The organism is Nitrosomonas sp., from assembly GCF_043753625.1.
Classification (GTDB): domain Bacteria; phylum Pseudomonadota; class Gammaproteobacteria; order Burkholderiales; family Nitrosomonadaceae; genus Nitrosomonas.
In genome coordinates this window covers 20,223-37,534 of sequence record NZ_JAYUWI010000078.1, presented here as the reverse complement: position 1 = coordinate 37,534, position 17,312 = coordinate 20,223, and the positions used below count along the sequence as shown (strand labels likewise).

General features: G+C 44.2%; 17 protein-coding genes, 1 pseudogene and 1 riboswitch. Of the genes and pseudogenes, 9 read left to right on the top strand and 9 right to left on the bottom strand.

The window, feature by feature from the left end; genetic code table 11:
• Both ACH10T_RS07845 and ACH10T_RS07840 read left to right on the top strand, forming a co-directional pair.
• A partial coding sequence (locus ACH10T_RS07845) for a methane monooxygenase/ammonia monooxygenase subunit C (protein WP_394808753.1) occupies positions 1-794 on the top strand: 794 nt, incomplete at its 5' end.
• 115 nt (positions 795-909) lie between these two features.
• Complete coding sequence (locus ACH10T_RS07840) at positions 910-1,464, top strand: hypothetical protein (protein WP_394808752.1); 555 nt, start codon at positions 910-912, stop codon at positions 1,462-1,464.
• Positions 1,465-1,545: 81 nt separating this feature from the next.
• Here ACH10T_RS07840 and ACH10T_RS07835 read toward each other — a convergent pair whose 3' ends face one another.
• Together ACH10T_RS07835 and ACH10T_RS07830 are read right to left on the bottom strand one after the other, a co-directional pair.
• Positions 1,546-2,091 (bottom strand): YMGG-like glycine zipper-containing protein, encoded by a 546-nt coding sequence (locus ACH10T_RS07835; RefSeq protein ID WP_394808751.1) that lies wholly within the window; start codon positions 2,089-2,091, stop codon positions 1,546-1,548.
• Between the two features lie 16 nt (positions 2,092-2,107).
• On the bottom strand, positions 2,108-2,527 hold the full coding sequence (locus tag ACH10T_RS07830) for a hypothetical protein (RefSeq protein WP_394808750.1): 420 nt from the start codon (positions 2,525-2,527) through the stop codon (positions 2,108-2,110).
• A 266-nt stretch (positions 2,528-2,793) separates the two neighbouring features.
• Here ACH10T_RS07830 and ACH10T_RS07825 point away from each other — a divergent pair, with 266 nt between their 5' ends.
• The 4 genes from ACH10T_RS07825 to ACH10T_RS07810 all read left to right on the top strand — a co-directional run bounded on the left by ACH10T_RS07825 (position 2,794) and on the right by ACH10T_RS07810 (position 5,833).
• Positions 2,794-2,955: an endonuclease/exonuclease/phosphatase family protein gene (locus tag ACH10T_RS07825; RefSeq protein ID WP_394808749.1), complete on the top strand. Its 162-nt coding sequence runs from the start codon at positions 2,794-2,796 to the stop codon at positions 2,953-2,955.
• Positions 2,915-3,643, top strand: coding sequence for an endonuclease (locus ACH10T_RS07820; protein ID WP_394808748.1), 729 nt, complete (start codon positions 2,915-2,917; stop codon positions 3,641-3,643). Before ACH10T_RS07825 ends, ACH10T_RS07820 begins: the two co-directional genes overlap by 41 nt.
• 231 nt (positions 3,644-3,874) lie before the next feature.
• Positions 3,875-5,155 carry an ATP/GTP-binding protein gene (locus tag ACH10T_RS07815; protein ID WP_394808747.1) on the top strand — a complete coding sequence of 427 codons (1,281 nt, stop codon included), beginning with the start codon at positions 3,875-3,877 and terminating at the stop codon, positions 5,153-5,155.
• Positions 5,156-5,833, top strand: coding sequence for an RloB family protein (locus ACH10T_RS07810; RefSeq protein WP_394808746.1), 678 nt, complete (start codon positions 5,156-5,158; stop codon positions 5,831-5,833).
• A gap of 6 nt (positions 5,834-5,839) precedes the next feature.
• On the opposite strand, the gene ACH10T_RS07805 is transcribed toward ACH10T_RS07810, so the two are convergent.
• The 7 genes and pseudogenes from ACH10T_RS07805 to ACH10T_RS07775 all read right to left on the bottom strand — a co-directional run.
• Positions 5,840-6,775 (bottom strand): carbohydrate kinase family protein, encoded by a 936-nt coding sequence (locus ACH10T_RS07805; RefSeq protein WP_394808745.1) that lies wholly within the window; start codon positions 6,773-6,775, stop codon positions 5,840-5,842.
• A gap of 124 nt (positions 6,776-6,899) precedes the next feature.
• Positions 6,900-8,351, bottom strand: a complete 1,452-nt coding sequence (gene gcvPB / locus ACH10T_RS07800) for an aminomethyl-transferring glycine dehydrogenase subunit GcvPB (protein ID WP_394808744.1) — start codon at positions 8,349-8,351, stop codon at positions 6,900-6,902.
• Positions 8,352-8,373: 22 nt separating this feature from the next.
• Positions 8,374-8,868, bottom strand: a complete 495-nt coding sequence (tpx, locus tag ACH10T_RS07795; RefSeq protein WP_394808743.1) for a thiol peroxidase — start codon at positions 8,866-8,868, stop codon at positions 8,374-8,376.
• 37 nt (positions 8,869-8,905) lie between these two features.
• Complete coding sequence (gene gcvPA, locus ACH10T_RS07790) at positions 8,906-10,258, bottom strand: aminomethyl-transferring glycine dehydrogenase subunit GcvPA (RefSeq protein ID WP_394808742.1); 1,353 nt, start codon at positions 10,256-10,258, stop codon at positions 8,906-8,908.
• 74 nt (positions 10,259-10,332) lie between these two features.
• Positions 10,333-10,722, bottom strand: a complete 390-nt coding sequence (gcvH, locus tag ACH10T_RS07785) for a glycine cleavage system protein GcvH (protein ID WP_394808741.1) — start codon at positions 10,720-10,722, stop codon at positions 10,333-10,335.
• Positions 10,723-10,765: 43 nt separating this feature from the next.
• A complete protein-coding gene (gene gcvT, locus ACH10T_RS07780; protein WP_394808740.1) occupies positions 10,766-11,857 on the bottom strand; it encodes a glycine cleavage system aminomethyltransferase GcvT in 1,092 nt (363 codons plus the stop codon).
• A gap of 43 nt (positions 11,858-11,900) precedes the next feature.
• Positions 11,901-12,004, bottom strand: a riboswitch (glycine riboswitch).
• Positions 12,005-12,242: 238 nt separating this feature from the next.
• Positions 12,243-12,404, bottom strand: a pseudogene (locus ACH10T_RS07775) (IS200/IS605 family transposase); the annotation flags it as partial.
• Between the two features lie 232 nt (positions 12,405-12,636).
• Between ACH10T_RS07775 and rimP the strand changes: the two are divergent.
• From rimP to infB, 3 genes are all read left to right on the top strand, one after another.
• Positions 12,637-13,065, top strand: a complete 429-nt coding sequence (gene rimP / locus ACH10T_RS07770; RefSeq protein WP_394808739.1) for a ribosome maturation factor RimP — start codon at positions 12,637-12,639, stop codon at positions 13,063-13,065.
• A gap of 26 nt (positions 13,066-13,091) precedes the next feature.
• Positions 13,092-14,564: a transcription termination factor NusA gene (gene nusA, locus ACH10T_RS07765; protein WP_394808738.1), complete on the top strand. Its 1,473-nt coding sequence runs from the start codon at positions 13,092-13,094 to the stop codon at positions 14,562-14,564.
• Between the two features lie 87 nt (positions 14,565-14,651).
• On the top strand, positions 14,652-17,309 hold the full coding sequence (infB, locus tag ACH10T_RS07760; protein WP_394808737.1) for a translation initiation factor IF-2: 2,658 nt from the start codon (positions 14,652-14,654) through the stop codon (positions 17,307-17,309).
• Positions 17,310-17,312: the final 3 nt, after the last annotated feature.

The following is a 17,312-nucleotide window of genomic DNA, read 5'->3' as shown; positions in this document are numbered from 1 at the left end:
GCACGACGAGCGCGAGTTCGAGCGCTAACTATGACATGTCGCTGTGGTACGATTCTAAGTACTACAAGATAGGAATGCTCACCATGTTATTGGTAGCGATATTTTGGATCTGGTATCAAAGGACATTTGCTTACTCACATGGCATGGACTCGATGGAACCGGAATTTGACAAAGTGTGGATGGGACTGTGGCGTGTACACATGACCTTGATGCCTTTATTTGCTTTGGTTACTTGGGGTTGGATACTGAAGACCCGTGACACGAAAGAACAACTGGACAACCTGGATCCTAAGTTAGAGATCAAACGTTATTTTTACTGGATGATGTGGTTGGGCGTGTATTTATTTGGTGTTTACTGGGGCGGCAGCTTCTTCACCGAACAAGATGCATCCTGGCACCAAGTGATTATTCGTGACACCAGCTTTACCCCAAGTCACGTTGTGGTGTTTTATGGTTCATTCCCGATGTACATTGTCTGTGGCATAGCCTCATACCTGTACGCGATGACCCGTTTGCCACTGTATAGCCGCGGCACATCATTCCCGCTTGTTATGGCAATTGCGGGCCCATTGATGATTCTGCCAAACGTGGGATTGAACGAATGGGGTCATGCATTCTGGTTCATGGAAGAACTGTTCAGTGCGCCATTGCACTGGGGCTTTGTGATTCTGGGCTGGGCAGGCTTGTTCTCAGGTGGTATCGCAGCACAAATTATCACCCGTTACTCCAACCTGACCGACGTCATCTGGAATAACTCAAGCAAAGAGATTCTGAATAACCGGATAGTTCCTTAATCTCTCACTTATGTGCTTGTAGCAATTTTCCATGGCCTGTTTTAAGCAGGCCATGGAACTAAAAGTGTGTAGTAATACTCCGTAGATTATTGATCAATAAGTGTAGGGGGTTTATATGATTAGAAAAATAATAAAAATATGGGCTTCAGCAACTATGCTTTCCGTAGCCCTGTATTCTGGTTTAGTTGCTGCTCACGGCAAAGTATCTTTGGAAGCAGATGCTTGTGTACGCAATATATCCGGCAGTATGGTGCATTTGAGTACCTATCAGCCACAATACGATCCAGAAGCGGAATACTGCACCGAGATCCCTAAAGAAGGCGAAACCTTGCTGGTTTTGGATCTTGTTGATCAGGCACTGCGTGACATGCCTATTATTATCAAAATTGTAAGAGGTAGCGGCCAAGCATTAAGTGATACGGTAACCTCTTTGTATTCAACCAATCATTCAGATGGCGTCATTAAAGGTGAATTTAACCTGGATGAAGGGCAATATACGCTATTCGTTACAGGAGAAGGCGTACCACCGTTGCACTATGAATATCCTTTACGAGTACAAATGACCAGTTACAAGGATACTTTTTTTACTGCCGTACCCTACATAATCACCTTATTGTTACTCGCTTTGTTTACGGATAAATTACTGAAGCGGCGGAAAATTCAGCTTTAATAATGGTTTACCTTAGGATAACAGCACTTTTTCGATGACACATCAGTGGCTTGTTATTCATATCAAACCACTGAGAAATGGTTATCGAGGTGGCGGAGGTGGTGGATTTCCAGCTGGTGGTGGCGGAGGTACAAAATTTGCTGGCGGCGTTGAAGTTCTCCTATCTTTGCCACTATTACCCGATGGATTATTCATAATTCTGCCATCAACGGGAACACGATGCCCCTTGGCATACATACACTGAGTATAACTGATGTCGTATCGCTGCTGACTGGCATACCCTGAAGTCGTAGCGGTGCTTGATCCAATCAACCCACCCAACAACAAGCCCGTACCAGCACCGATAGCAGCGCCATGACCGCCCCCTAAAGCAGCGCCCGCAGCAGCACCAAGCCCAGCTCCAATAGCTGCACTTTCTATACCACTGGTTCGAGATGCTTGCCGTGGAGTAGTGCCACCCACTTGTTCATCCGCATACTGTCTGCATTCGTATTCATCGGAACGGAACTGATCAAAACTTTTGCCAGAGCCAGGTAATGTCATAACACTGGGTCCTGCTGGCATATGAACACACGCAGTTAGTAGACAAGCAATCAGTAAAATGAAGAGAACTCTTATTGTTAACATGTTTTACCTTTTTACATTATTGTGCTGGTGGTTGGGGAGCAACTTGCAGCCACCCGCCTGGGCAATTTTTAACATACGGATAATAACCTTCAGGATTCTGGCAATAGTGCCAGTAATTCGTCTGTTGCCGGACCGGTCTGGCTTGTTCTTGCTGGATATAGACAGGTGGGGTTACCGGCACGACTACTGTAGGCGGGTAGCTATAATATGGTCTACTGAAAAATGGATCAGGGTAGCCATAAGAACGATATCCATAGGAACCCGGGCCATAGAAGCCAGAGCCATAAAAACCAGGAGAATATCCGCCTACACTAATACCTAAATTGAAATGACTATGTCTGTGACCATGCCCGTGCCCTCCACGCGCCCAAACGGCATCATTCGCTGTTAGTACAAGCAAGATAACTATTAAATATATCCAATTAAGATTCTTCATGTCCGCCACCTCGCCAATTAATCTTTAACTCACACGTTCTTAGGTGTTGCGGTTAATTATTAAGCCTGCTCCGCAATATCCTCAACTAACATGATTTAGTCCTTTCATTCGAATTGATTGTATTGTTTTATGGCTGAATGAAAGCTGAATAGTCAGAGGAACTCAATTAATGAAAACAGATTAAAATACATCAAATAAATAACGCTATCCGTACATTCCGGCCAAGGTGACTAACATTGTCCGGCGGACATAACGCGAGGAAAATAATGAAACTACTGAGCTGGAATATTCAATGGGGACGCGGAATGGATGGACAGGTCAATATTTCTCGCATTCTCCGCACAATTCATCAACTGGGCGATTTCGATGTCATTTGCTTGCAGGAAGTTGCTGTCAATTTTTCCGGCTTACCAGGCAAGCCAAAGTGAAGATCAGATCGCTGAGTTATCGGCTGGATTACCCGGCTACACCACGATTTATGGTCCCGCGACAGATGTGCCGGATGGACACGGCAGACGCAGTCTTTTTGGCAATGCCATTTTCTCCCGGTTACCCGTCGGTCAGATCTGGCGACATCTTTTACCGTGGCAAGCAGAATTAGCCACACCCAGCATGCAGCGAGTATTGGTAGAAGCCATTGTGACAGCAGATTTTGGTCCGCTACGCATAATGACTACGCATCTCGAATACTACTCACAGCATCAGCGTAAAATCCAAATCGATGCCATCCGCTGTCTGCACCGTGAGGCTTGCACCATGTCAAAACGCAAATTACTAGCTGAAGAACAAGGTGGAACCTTCGAAGTCTTTCCCCGGCCTGCACAGGCTTTACTGTGCGGAGACCTGAATTTCCCTGCCACAGCCCCTGAGAGATTGCAAATTCTCGCCCCCTTCAACGATGACACGCCCAACTTTCATGATGCCTGGTCAATATTACATCCTGGCACACCCCATGCGCCGACAGTCGGCATTCACCCGGTAGATTTCGTCGACCGCCCCGAATGTTTTGATTTCGTTTTTATTACCGATGGGTTAGTAAACCATCTCAAAGCGCATGGTATTGATGCTGTGACGGAAGCTTCGGATCATCAGCCGGTGTGGGTTGAGTTTGGATAAGAGGATTTTGATTGTTAAAACACTTGAGTGATCAAAGTCTTAAAGCAATGCCTCTAATGCTTACAAAGCTGACTTGGATAACATAACACATGCACAATCATTATTGTTAGTTAGTATGATTAATTTTGTTAGCATAAGAAGGAAGAAACGTGTTAGATTACAATTAATGTATTATTTTTGCATAAAACTTGCAATAATAAAGATAAAATACAATATAAATGGCACTAAAGTATGTTAATTGAATTCAATGTAAGTAATTTTCTATCTATTCGTGAGCAGGCTTCACTTAGTGTGGTCGCAGCAAAAGGGCTTGAATTAGCGAATAACAACACTTTTCTTACAGGGATACCAGCAGTACCTAGCCTACTGAGGAGTGCAGCAATTTACGGGGCAAATGCGGCTGGCAAATCCAATTTTATAAAAGCATTACAGGTTATGCGGCAGCTGGTACTTCAATCATCTGCTAAAATTCAGGCAGATGAAAAATTACCTATAACCCCTTTTTTATTAGATGAAGGCAGTCCTTTAAAACCGTCTGAGTTTGAAGTTACTTTTATTAATCAAGGAATACGTTATCAATATGGATTCTCAGCAACACCCAAGCGTATTATTGAAGAATGGTTGTTAGCCTATCCATCCGGAAAAGCGCAACGCTGGATTGAAAGACGTTATGACGAACAAAGTCAGTCATATCGGTGGGGAGGAATGGGTAACTTAACGGGTAAAAAAGAACTCTGGAAAGCGACCACACGATCTAATGCTCTATTTCTTTCAACTGCCATGCAACTAAATAACCAACAGCTTTCTCCTGTATTCTCTTGGTTCGACAACACGTTGCATGTTGCAGGATTTGGTCGATGGCATCCGGGATTTTCAATGAAAATCTGCGAAAAAGATAATACCAGAGAACAAGTTATCGCCTTTTTGAAAGCAGCAGATGTCGATATTAATGATATTGAATTGGAGAAAGAAAAATTTGATCCGCAAAATCTGCCTGATGATATACCAGAAGAAATAAAAAGACATTTAGAAAAACAATATAAAGACAAACCCATTACACAAGTCAAAACAGTTCATACCTTAGAAACAGGCCGAAAGATTTTATTTGATTTAGATGACGAATCTGACGGCACTCAGAAAATATTTGCCTTAGCTGGGCCTTGGTTAGATACTCTAGAGAATGGTTATATTCTTGTTATAGATGAATTACATGACAATCTTCATCCTTTAATGGTCAAATTTTTAGTTGGTTTATTTCATAACCCGGAAACTAATCCTAAAAATGCGCAATTGATCTTCACTACACACGATACTTCGATCCTAAATCAAAAAGTATTTCGCCGTGATCAAATCTGGTTTTGCGAGAAAAACTCCCAACAAGTTACAACCCTTTACCCATTAACCGATTTTAGTCCTCGAAAAGGCGTGGAAAACCTTGAGCACGGATACCTTTCCGGCCGTTACGGTGCATTACCGTACCTGGCAAGTATTAAAACAGCCATGGCGGATTAAATGGGTAATGAAAATCTTTTTTATAAGCGTAAAGCAAAAAACGAAAAGGATTTAGCTAGGAAAAGAGCAAATCGATCAAGCTATGAGAAAATATTGATTGTCTGCGAAGGTCAAAAAACTGAACCAAACTATTTCAATGAGTTGAAAGACTACTACCAACTCAATACAGCAAATGTTGTGGTAGATGGCAATTGTGGATCGGATCCATGGAGCGTTTATCAGCACGCTCAGAAATGTGGTCGCAAGGCAAAAAAAGACAATGATCCTTACGATAAAATTTATTGCGTGTTTGATAAGGATAAACATACGACATATCAAAAAACACTTAATGCTATTACTAGTAAAAAGTCTTTTACCGCTATTAACTCAGTGCCTTGTTTTGAATACTGGTTATTACTACACTTCGCTTATACGGCTAAGCCTTTTAATGCAATTGGAAATAAAAGTGCTGGTGACGGAACAATCGATAAGCTAAAAGAATACTTACCAGGGTATCAAAAGGGGGATCTAGGAATATTTAGAAAGTTAGTATTAAAGCTCGATTCAGCTAAAACCAACGCTCAAAGAGCACTGGATGAGTCTACTGCCAATCAAACTGATAATCCTTCTACTATTATTCATAAACTGGTAAGTTGTTTACAGCATTTAAAAAATCCACAAACAAACCGATGTGAATAAACAATCTTAGAAGAGATGAGCGCCAAAACTCTCAAAATAGTATAGATCAATCTCATCACGAGAAAACCGGTGATTCTGCCCGCCTTTCTGGGCGATTTTTAAGGAACCCATCAATGAGCCGAGTTGTCCGGTTGTTTGCCAATCCAAATTATTGACAATGCCGTACAACAGACCGGCACGATACGCATCGCCGCAGCCGGTTGGGTCAACAATATCTTTGGGTTTGACACAGGGAATCTCAATTTTTTTGCCATCGGCGTAGATGATGGAGCCTTGTGCGCCCAGTGTGATGATCAACGCCTTGGCTTGGTTCGCCAGCGATTCAAGACTACGTTCTGTGCGGTCTTGCAGCATCTGGCCTTCATAGTCATTGACGGCGATATAATCCGCTTTATCGATGAAATCCAACAGTTCTTCACCGTTATACATCGGCAACCCCTGACCCGGATCAAAAACAAACGGGATGCCAGCTTCATGGAATTCTCGGGCATGTTGCATCATTCCATCACGACCATCCGGCGCGATGATCCCTAGCCGGATACCACTTGTATCTTTCACAGAATTGAGATGCGAAAAATTCATTGCACCCGGATGAAACGCGGTGATCTGATTATCATCCAGATCAGTAGTAATGAATGCCTGAGCGGTAAAAGTATCTGGGATATGCTGCACATGTTGCTGGGTCAGCTGTAATTGTTCAAACCGTGCAGCATAAGGTGCATAATCATCGCCAACGGTAGCCATCATAACCGGTTCACCGCCCAACATCTTTAAGTTGTAGGCGATATTCCCGGCGCACCCGCCAAATTCACGACGCATCTCAGGAACCAGAAATGCAACATTCAATACATGAATCTTTTCCGGCAGAATGTGATTTTTAAAATGGTCTGGGAAAACCATAATATTATCGTAAGCGATAGAACCACAAATCAGTGTGCGCATAGTTTTGATAACAATAGTTAGAAAGATTAGGTTGAAACGGCAGGTTTATCAGATATCCTTACACTTGATTAATCTGAGATTTCCCCTGCCGTGATGCTGAATGTAACGAGATGATTCTTCTTGATCAGGCGCTTGGCTTCCAGGTCAAATCCAGTTCGCGCGCTGCTTTGACATCATCCAGTTTACGTACCGGCATGGTGTGTGGCGCGCCTTTTACCAGATCAGGTTGCAGCTCAATTTCCTGCAGAATTTCTTTCATGGATTTAACGAACGCATCCAGTGTTTCCTTGGATTCCGTCTCAGCCGGTTCAATCAATAAGCATTCTGGCACCAGCATCGGAAAATACGTTGTTGGTGCATGATAGCCTTTGTCGAGCAAGCGCTTGGCCAGATTCATCGCGGTGATACCGGTTTTATCTTTAATATCTTTTAGAGTGACAATAAATTCATGGCTGGCACGACGTGTCGGATAGGCTATTTCAAAACCTGCTTTACTCAGCTCGGCCATCAAATAATTGGCATTCAATGTAGCAAACTCAGAAATGCGATGCATACCATGCATTCCCAGCAAACGAATATAGATATAAGCGCGCAGCAAAACACCGGCATTACCCATGTGAGCCGATAACCGGCCAATTGATTGAGGCTTTTCTTTTTCAGTAACCCAGCGATAAGTATCCCCTTCCTTGGCAACGATAGGAATCGGCATAAACGGCAGCAAACGCTCGGCAACACCCACTGGCGCAGAACCTGGTCCACCGCCACCGTGCGGCGTGGAGAATGTCTTGTGCAGATTAATGTGAATGACGTCAAAACCCATATCACCCGGTTTAACTTTACCCAGCACTGCATTGAGATTGGCACCGTCGTAATACAGCAACCCACCCGCTTGATGCACAACACGGCTCATTTCGGCAACATTTTTTTCAAATACGCCCAATGTGGAGGGATTAGTTAGCATCAATCCAGCAGTTTGGGGTCCGACAGCGGCTTTTAATGCAGCCAGATCGACATTACCTTCTTTGTCGGTGGCAATTTCCACTACCTTGAAACCGCACATCACAGCGGTAGCCGGGTTAGTACCATGCGCCGCATCCGGCACAATAATTTCAGTACGTGCAAAATCACCGCGTGCTTCATGGTAAGCACGAATCATCATGACACCGATCAACTCACCTTGCGCACCGGCCATTGGCGTCAGGCTCACACCTGCCATGCCGGTAACCGCTTTTAACGTTTCCTGTAATTCATACATACAGGCAAGAAAACCCTGTCCGGTGTCTTCCGGTGCAAGCGGGTGCCTGGAAAGAAATTGCGGCAGCATGGCCAATGAGTTACATGCGCGTGGATTGTATTTCATCGTGCATGAACCCAGCGGGTAAAACTCGGTATCAATCGAGAAATTCTTTTGTGACAAACGTGTGTAATGGCGCACTGTATCCATCTCAGAGACTTCGGGTAGAAGTACTGGCGATTTGCGCAGCAAGTTTTGTGGAATCTTAGCCGTGCTTGCGGCAGTCACCGGTGACTGGGAATAATTACGGCGCCCTGGGCGAGAGTGTTCAAATATCAGCATTTTTTATGGGTAAAACGTTAATTTATTTTAAGGCAGCTAAGGCTGCTTCGTAGTTCGGTTCATCAGCAATTTCAGGAACCAGTTCGGCATGAATAATGGTATCCGATTCATCCAGAACGATTACCGCACGTGCCGTGATTCCTGCAAATGCACTGTCTGATATGAAAACCCCGTAATCTTTCATGAAGTTGGCGCCACGCATGGTTGACAATGTAATTACCTTATCCAATCCCTCGCCATCGCAGAAGCGGCTCATGGCAAAAGGTAAATCAGCAGCAATGATCAGCACAACCGTATTGTCCATGTTGCTGGCTTGCTGGTTAAATTTTCGTGTCGAAATCGCACATACTGGCGTATCCAGACTAGGGACAATGTTCAGTACTTTCTTTTTGCCGGCATAATTGGCCAAAGTAACATCGGCCAAATCCCTATTCACAAGAGAAAACGCAGGCGCTTTCTGCCCGACCTTTGGAAAAATGCCTTCAATTTTGATAGGATTTCCTTTAAGAGTAACCATAGTTTTTCCTTTATGATGAATTTAAAAAATAATGTTATTAACCAATCGCGTGCTTTAAGGCTTCAGCATAATTTTGTAAATCATTCGTTGTCTTAGTTTCAGTAGCACAAACCAATAATGCATTGCCAAATTCAGGATAATGTCCCTGTAAATCAAGCCCGCCGAGTATGCCTTTTTGTTTTAATTTGGATAATATTTCTGCAACGGGCGCAGCTAAAGTCAGTGCAGCTTCGTGAAATACCGGTCCGCTGAATGTTCTTTTCACACCATTGATTTTTGTCAATTGTTCGACCAGTTCCAGCGTGTTGGCATGCGATTGTGCAGCGACGCGACGCAAACCTTCTGGGCCCAGTAATGACATAAAAATAGTAGCAGCGGTAACCATCAATCCTTGATTGGTACAAATATTGGATGTGGCTTTGGAGCGCCGGATATGTTGTTCACGCGCCTGCAATGTCAACACAAAGCCAGGTTTATTATCCAGATCCGTGGTACGACCGATAATGCGTCCAGGCATCTGGCGTACCAAATCGTTCTTGCACGCCATAAAGCCCAAATATGGACCACCACTGGAAAGCGGGATGCCCAGCGGTTGACCTTCACCCACGGCAATATCAGCACCTTTGCTACCCCACTCGCCTGGCGGGGTCAGTAATGCCAATGCAGTTGGATTCACAACTCCAATGGCAAAGGCATTTTTACTGTGTGCCCAATCTGTCAGGGCATCCACTTGTTCCAGCACACCAAAGAAATTAGGTTGCGGAATCACCAGCGCGGCAAATTCTTCGTTGGAAAATTCAGATAACGATCCCGGCTCTATCTGCCCGGACTGTGTGTTAAATGGCAGCTCGACCACTTCAATTTTTTGATTGCTGACAATCGCGCGAACGACTTGACGATAAACGGGGTGTACTGTTTTTGGAATCAGAATGCGCCGTGACGATTTATGGGAACGAACAGCCATCAAAGCTGCTTCAGCCAGCGCAGTTGCCCCATCGTACATACTGGCATTGGATACATCCATGCCCGTCAGCGAAGCCATCATCGTTTGATATTCATACAATAATTGTAAGGTACCTTGACTGGCCTCAGCTTGATACGGTGTATAGGAAGAATAAAACTCTCCCCGCGTGGTAATTTGCCAAACGGCAGCGGGTATGTGATGTTCATAGGCACCCGCCCCGATAAAGTTCTGGTAGAACCCGTCTGTGGTGGCACGCTCCATCATCAGCCGAGAAATTTCCATTTCGCTGAGTCCGGGTGGAACGCCTGTCAATTCACCGCTGACCAATTCTTTAGGAATTTCATCAAACAGCTCTTCAATTGTTTTTGCACCAATGCTGGCCAGCATCTCGGCGATATCTTCTTCGGTATGTGGAATAAACGGCATGATTTATTTAAAAAAACTTAAAGTAATAAAGATAAAATAGACAAACGAATTCAAATCTCAATGCAGATGTGATTTTAGTGGTCTTCGTTTTCAACCAGCTCGGTATAGGCTGCGGCATCTAACAATCCATCCAATTCAGACGCATTGCTAGGCTTCATTTTAAACAACCAGGCGGAAAACGCATCTTCATTAATTTTTCCCGGCTCATCCGCCAATGGAGAATTAACCGCAATAACTTCACCCGAAATCGGTGAATACACATCGGCTGCTGCCTTGACGGATTCAGCGACAGCGCATTCTTCTTTTTGTTTAAGTGTACGGCCAATTTCTGGTAACTCGACAAACACCATATCGCCAAGCAATTCTTGCGCGTGATGGGTAATCCCAACAGTTACCGTGCCATCAGCCTCAGGCTTTACCCATTCATGGGATTTGCTATATTTTAAGTTTGTTGGAACACTCATTTTTTCACTCCGGATTAAAATAATATTTTGTTACAGTTTGGAATTAAACCAATGCTTTCCCGTTACGTACGAACGGGTATTTTACCACTTTGGCGCGTAGCTTTTTATCACGCACTATCACGTTGACTTCATCACCGATAGCTATCTGTACCGGCAAACGCGCCAAAGCAACTGATTGGTTCATCGTCGGCGAGAATCCACCACTGGTAATTTCACCCTGATATTCAACGCCATCGTGTTGACAAACCACTTCCTGATGGCTGCGCAGCACACCACGATCGATCAGTACCAATCCAACCAATTGTTGCGTCACATCAGTATCTAACAACGCTTGTTTACCAATAAAATCCCGCTCGCTTTTAAGATCGACCGTCCAAGCCAAGCCTGATTCCAATGGATTCTTGGTTTCATCCATATCCTGACCGTACAAATTCATCCCGGCTTCCAGACGTAACGTGTCACGAGCGCCTAGTCCGGCCGGTGCGACCCCGACAGCATGCAATGCTTTCCAAAACGACGGCGCGTCAGCGGCTGGCAGGATAATTTCAAAACCATCCTCGCCGGTATAGCCTGTGCGTGCAATAAAATACTGATTTACTACGGTAGATTGAAACAGTTTGAGCTCTTCTGTCGCAGCTTGAGATCCTGAAATAACCTGCCAAACTTTGGCGCGCGCGTTAGGGCCTTGTGCTGCGATCATTGCCAGATCACGCCGCGGTGTAATCTCTAAATTGGGCACGAGTACATCGCGTTGCTTGAGCATCCAGGCGACGTCTTTATCGGCTGTTCCAGCGTTCACCACGATGCGAAACCAGGTTTCCGACAGAAAATAAATGATCAAATCATCAATGATGCCGCCCTGGGGGGTCAACATACAGGAATATAGCGCTTTGCCAGGGAGAGTCAGCTTATCAACGTTGTTGGCAACCAATTGGCGTAAAAAACCACGCACATTGTCGCCTTTGATATCAACCGGAAGCATGTGAGAGACGTCAAACATGCCCGCATCCTGGCGTACTTTATGGTGTTCGTCTAACTGTGAGCCGTAATGCAGTGGCATATCCCAGCCACCAAAATCCACCATTTTGGCATTCATGTCGCGGTGGGTTTGATTAAGGGGTGTCATTTTCAGCACGGATTATTCTCCCGAAAATAAAAAAAAGCCATTTCAAATGACTTCACGCCCCTCTGTCCTTTTTACCTGAGAGATTTACAGATTAATATCCGCGTGCCCCTTCGGTGGCCAAAAATAATTTTCTTGGCACTCTCCAGATTGCCTGTCACAAGCGGTTCTCAGGGAACAAGTTTGACTTGACCATGCCTGAGCGATTCCGGGGGGGTTACGCCTTCGGCGGCGCTGAAATAAAAGCGCGCTCTCCTGCTTGGACTTTAATGGCAGAGTGGGAACTATACCTTAGTAGCAGCAGTTTATACAAGCTGTTGTGGTCAAATAGACTGAGTCACCCCGGTTTTTCCAGAAACTTTTTATGTTGAATCAGCCTGCATCTGTTGGTTCTTCCTCCCCTGATGTAACCCATCACGTTCGACACCGTATATTTCGGCGGAATGCTGCACGCAAACTGACATAATGTGCCCTTCTACAATCTGCGCTTCTTCGAGATGAACATTACATGATACTTACAATCCCATTTTGGGTGGGTCATGCTCTGGTACTCTGTCATCTCAAATCTCCTTTTCTTGGTCGAGATAGAAAACTCTCAATGACCATCATATCCTTCTCTTCTCAATTTCCGCTAACTCGACCTTACTTCAGCGCTCTAAAGAAAGAAAATAAAAATCTATTCGCAGAATTTGGGGATGAAGTTTATGTTCCCTATTTTATAAATTTTTGTTAAAATGCGATCGGTAGATTCGATGGGCTTTTTCAGCCCATTTTTTATTTGTGGCGGAGCTATGGCACTGGAAGAATTATTAGAATCAACTCTGCAAGGATTGGGTTATGAGTTGATCGAAGTGGAACGATTAGCACACAACAAATTATTAAGAATATTTGTGGATAAAGAAGGCGGCATCAATATTGATGACTGCGTGGCTATCAGTAATCATTTGAGTCGGTTGTTTGCAGTTGAAAACATTGATTTTGGCCGACTGGAAGTTTCATCACCAGGATTAGATAGACCTTTACGAAAAGAAGCCGATTTTCTCCGATTTAGCGGAGAAACGGTTAAATTAAAGCTGCGTGTTTCTATAGAAGGGCAGAGAAATTTTGTGGGCGTTTTACGGGAAACGAATAATGGCATAATCAGAATTGAAGTCGAAGGAAAATTGTTAGACCTTGAATTGAGTAACCTTGGAAAAGCCCGTTTGGTTCCAAAATTGTAGGCATATAAAGATTTGGTTGGAGGACTATGAGCCGCGAAATTTTACTGTTGGTCGATGCATTAGCACGTGAGAAGGCTGTTGAAAAAGAAGTTGTTTTTACAGCACTGGAGCTTGCATTAGCATCCGCCACAAAAAGACGGTTTCAGGAGGATATTGAAACACACGTTTCAATTGACCGATTAACAGGAAGTCACCAATCTTTCCGCCGCTGGTTGGTTGTAGAAGATGGTGCTGTGGAAGACCCTGCGCGCCAAATTTCATTAAGTGATGCTTTAATAACTGATGCGGATATTAAGGTTGGCGATCATATTGAAAAATTACTCGAACCTATCGAATTCGGACGTATCGGAGCGCAAGCAGCAAAACAGGTAATATTCCAGAAAATACGGGATGCGGAACGTGAGCAAACATTGAATGATTTCCTCGAGAGAGAGGATTATTTAATTAACGGTACGATTAAACGGATGGAACGTGGCAATGCACTTATTGAATCCGGGAAAATCGAGGCTGAATTACCGCGTGACCAGATGATACCGAAAGAAAACTTGCGCGTGGGTGATCGAGTCCGTGCTTATTTATATAAAGTGGATCGCGCTGCCAGAGGACCGCAATTAAAGCTTTCGCGCATTTCTCCTGAATTTCTGATGAAATTATTTGAGTTGGAAGTGCCTGAGATTGAGGAAGGATTGTTGGAAATCAAAGCAGCAACGCGAGATCCCGGGTCACGTGCTAAAATCGCTGTCAAATCAAATGATCCACGCGTTGACCCCATTGGTACTTGTGTCGGTATGCGTGGATCCAGAGTACAGGCGGTTATTAGCGAACTAGCTGGTGAACGCGTTGATATCGTATTATGGTCGGATGATCCCGCGACTTTTATTATTAATGCATTGGCACCTGCGGAAATCAGCAGCATTATGGTCGATGAAGAAAAACACAGTATGGACATCGTGGTCGATGACGATAATCTCGCACAAGCAATCGGTCGAGGCGGACAAAATGTACGATTAGCTTCCGAACTAACAGGTTGGGAGCTAAACATCATGACAATAGAGGAATCTAAAGTCAAACATGAACAAGAATCATCGTTGATTTGTCAACTTTTTATGCAGAAACTGGATGTTGATGAAGAAATCGCTGAGATACTTGTGCAGGAGGGCTTCGTCACTTTGGAAGAAGTGGCTTATGTTCCTATCAATGAGATGTTGGAAATCGAGTCATTAGACGAAGAAACTGTCAATGAAATACGTAATCGAGCCCGTAATGTATTGCTAACTGATGCCATAGCCAAAGAAGAGAAAGTAGAACATAGCGCTGAAGATTTGCTTGCATTAGAAGGAATGGATATTCATATTGTCCGCGAACTGACATCAAAAGGTATTAATACACAAGCTGACTTGGCTGATTTGGCCACTGATGACTTGGTCGAGATGACAGGTATCGATGTCGAACGTGCAAATCGGCTAATTATGAAAGCACGTGAACCATGGTTTACTTGATTTAAATCATCGGATGATAATAGGCCAGCGGTAATTATTTATTTTGATGAGAATCTGCTTGTAGTTTTGATTGCTGAAGGGTTATAAATGGCTCAAATGAGTGTGGAACAATTTGCTAATGAACTGGGCTTGCTGCCAGCAGTCCTGCTGGAGCAACTTAAAGCTGCTGGCGTGAAGAAAGTGTTGGCAGAAGACAGTTTGACGGAGCAAGATAAAGCTCAATTGCTTGATTATCTGAGAAAAACTCATGGAACCACTGAGATTAAAAGTAAAGTTACTTTAAGCCGCCGCCAAACCTCCGAAATCCGAAAATCGGACAGCACGGGGCGAGCACGAACCATCCAGGTGGAAGTTAGGAAAAGACGTATCCTAACACAGCCAACTCCTGGGGACCCAGAACCCGCCGCCCCAATAGCAATCAAATCACCGGATATCACTACTAGCCAGCAGCCGGCCAGAGAACCTGTAATTGACGCAGAGCAATTAGCGCTACGGAGTGAAGAAGCAAGAAAACAGGCAGAACTGATTGCACGGCAAGTTGAAGAAATTAAACAAAAAAAGGCACGCAAGAAAACCGACAGCACGGATGAAATAAAGAAAAAAGAAGAAGAATCAAAAGGGATTTCTGGCGAAGCATCAGCACTGGAAAAACAGATATCACAAATATCTGCAGAATCCGATGATACTACTCCATCGGAAACCGCAAAAAAACTTGAGTCTGATCCACAAACAGAAGGTCAATCGCATCCCGGCTCTACTGATGGAACACTGCATAAGCCTATTGTAAAACCCGAAGAAAAAGCGGACAAGAAAAAGAAACAAGCCAAACAACAAGTTGTTTGGAAAGATGAAAATACCAAAAAACGCGGCGTTAAAACCCGTGGCGATCTTTCTGCCGGCCAGGGCTGGCGCACGCGTAGAGACAAGCATAGCAAGCCAACACATGTAGATGACCAGAATATTCATGGTTTTTCTGCACCGACAGAACCCATCGTACGTGAGATCATGGTACCCGAAACAATTTCTGTGAGCGCACTTGCACAGAAAATGTCTGTTAAAGCAGCCGATGTCATTAAAGTACTGATGAAAATGGGTAGTATGGTGACAATCAACCAAATGCTGGATCAAGATACCGGCATGATTGTTGTGGAAGAGATGGGGCATATTGCAAAACATGCTGAGCTGGATAATCCAGAGACTTTCCTTGTAGACCGAGAAACATCTAATGTTGAAGTAGCGTTGGCTCCACGCGCCCCTGTGGTAACAGTAATGGGACATGTCGATCATGGTAAAACTTCTTTATTGGATTACATCCGCCGTACCCGTGTTGCCGGCGGTGAAGCAGGCGGCATAACCCAACACATCGGCGCTTATCATGTCGAAACAGATCATGGCATGATTACCTTTTTGGATACACCAGGGCACGAAGCATTTACCGCAATGCGAGCGCGCGGAACAAAAATTACTGATATCGTCATCCTTGTAGTGGCCGCCGATGATGGTGTTATGCCCCAAACGATTGAAGCAATTCATCACGCTAAAGCAGCAAAAATTCCTATTATCGTGGTAGTGAATAAAATAGATAAACCCGAAGCGAATGCGGAAAGAATTCGGCATGAACTCGTTGTCCATGCTGTAGTTCCGGAAGATTGGGGTGGAGATACGATATTCGTAGAAGTATCAGCCAAAACCGGTCAAGGTGTAGATTCCTTATTGGAAAGCATATTGCTGCAAGCAGAAGTATTAGAACTAAAAGCACCAATCAACACACCGGCCAAAGGTGTTGTAATTGAATCCCGTTTGGATAAAGGCCGCGGCCCAGTTGCAACCATTTTGGTACAATCAGGAACCCTAAAGCGTGGAGATGTCTTATTGGCTGGTGCAGTTTTTGGCAAGGTAAGAGCCATGAATGATGAAAATGGCAAATCTATCAAACAGGCTGGAACGTCGATTCCAGTTGAAATTCAAGGTTTATCCGAAGTACCTGAATCGGGTGAATTTGTGTTTGTACTGGACGATGAACGCAAGGCGCGAGAAATCGCCCTATTCCGCCAAGGTAAATATCGCGATGTAAAATTTGCCAAACAACATGCCGCGAAACTTGAAAACGTTTTTGACCAACAAGCCGATGTTAAGGTCCTTGCTTTGATTATTAAAGCCGATGTGCAAGGCTCCTGTGAAGCATTAGCGTATGCATTGCACAAACTCTCAACGGATGAAGTAAAAGTAAATATCATCCACAGTGGCGTAGGTGCGATTATTGAATCCGATGTTAATTTATCCCTGGCATCAAAAGCCGTTATTATTGGCTTTAACGTCCGTGCAGATGCCAGTGCACGTAAGTTAATCGCATCGAGCGGTGTTGATGTGCGTTACTACAACATCATTTATGAAGCGGTAGATGAAATAAAAGCAGCACTCTCTGGAATGATGTCACCGGATCGTAAGGAAAGCATACAAGGTTTGGTTGAAATTCGTGAGATTTATCGAATTCCTAAGGTCGGCATCGTGGCGGGGTGTTATGTATCAGAAGGCATCGTTAAAAGAAATTCATTAATCCGAGTGTTACGCGATGGCTTGGTCATACACAGTTGTGAATTGGACTCATTAAAGCGCTTTAAGGACGATGTCAAGGAAGTCAGAGAAGGATTTGAGTGTGGATTGTCTCTAAAAAACTATAATGATATTCAGCTGGGAGACCAATTGGAAGCTTATGAAATTGTTGAAACAGCGCGATTTCTATAGTCA

Coding starts and splice junctions, on each gene's coding strand:
- tpx (WP_394808743.1), bottom strand. CDS start 8,868: ATGGTTACTCTTAAAGGAAATCCTATCAAAATTGAAGGCATTTTTCCA.
- gcvPB (WP_394808744.1), bottom strand. CDS start 8,351: ATGCTGATATTTGAACACTCTCGCCCAGGGCGCCGTAATTATTCCCAG.
- infB (WP_394808737.1), top strand. CDS start 14,652: ATGGCTCAAATGAGTGTGGAACAATTTGCTAATGAACTGGGCTTGCTG.
- rimP (WP_394808739.1), top strand. CDS start 12,637: ATGGCACTGGAAGAATTATTAGAATCAACTCTGCAAGGATTGGGTTAT.
- ACH10T_RS07815 (WP_394808747.1), top strand. CDS start 3,875: ATGTTAATTGAATTCAATGTAAGTAATTTTCTATCTATTCGTGAGCAG.
- ACH10T_RS07830 (WP_394808750.1), bottom strand. CDS start 2,527: ATGAAGAATCTTAATTGGATATATTTAATAGTTATCTTGCTTGTACTA.
- gcvPA (WP_394808742.1), bottom strand. CDS start 10,258: ATGCCGTTTATTCCACATACCGAAGAAGATATCGCCGAGATGCTGGCC.
- ACH10T_RS07810 (WP_394808746.1), top strand. CDS start 5,156: ATGGGTAATGAAAATCTTTTTTATAAGCGTAAAGCAAAAAACGAAAAG.
- nusA (WP_394808738.1), top strand. CDS start 13,092: ATGAGCCGCGAAATTTTACTGTTGGTCGATGCATTAGCACGTGAGAAG.
- ACH10T_RS07805 (WP_394808745.1), bottom strand. CDS start 6,775: ATGCGCACACTGATTTGTGGTTCTATCGCTTACGATAATATTATGGTT.
- ACH10T_RS07835 (WP_394808751.1), bottom strand. CDS start 2,091: ATGTTAACAATAAGAGTTCTCTTCATTTTACTGATTGCTTGTCTACTA.
- ACH10T_RS07825 (WP_394808749.1), top strand. CDS start 2,794: ATGAAACTACTGAGCTGGAATATTCAATGGGGACGCGGAATGGATGGA.
- gcvH (WP_394808741.1), bottom strand. CDS start 10,722: ATGAGTGTTCCAACAAACTTAAAATATAGCAAATCCCATGAATGGGTA.
- ACH10T_RS07840 (WP_394808752.1), top strand. CDS start 910: ATGATTAGAAAAATAATAAAAATATGGGCTTCAGCAACTATGCTTTCC.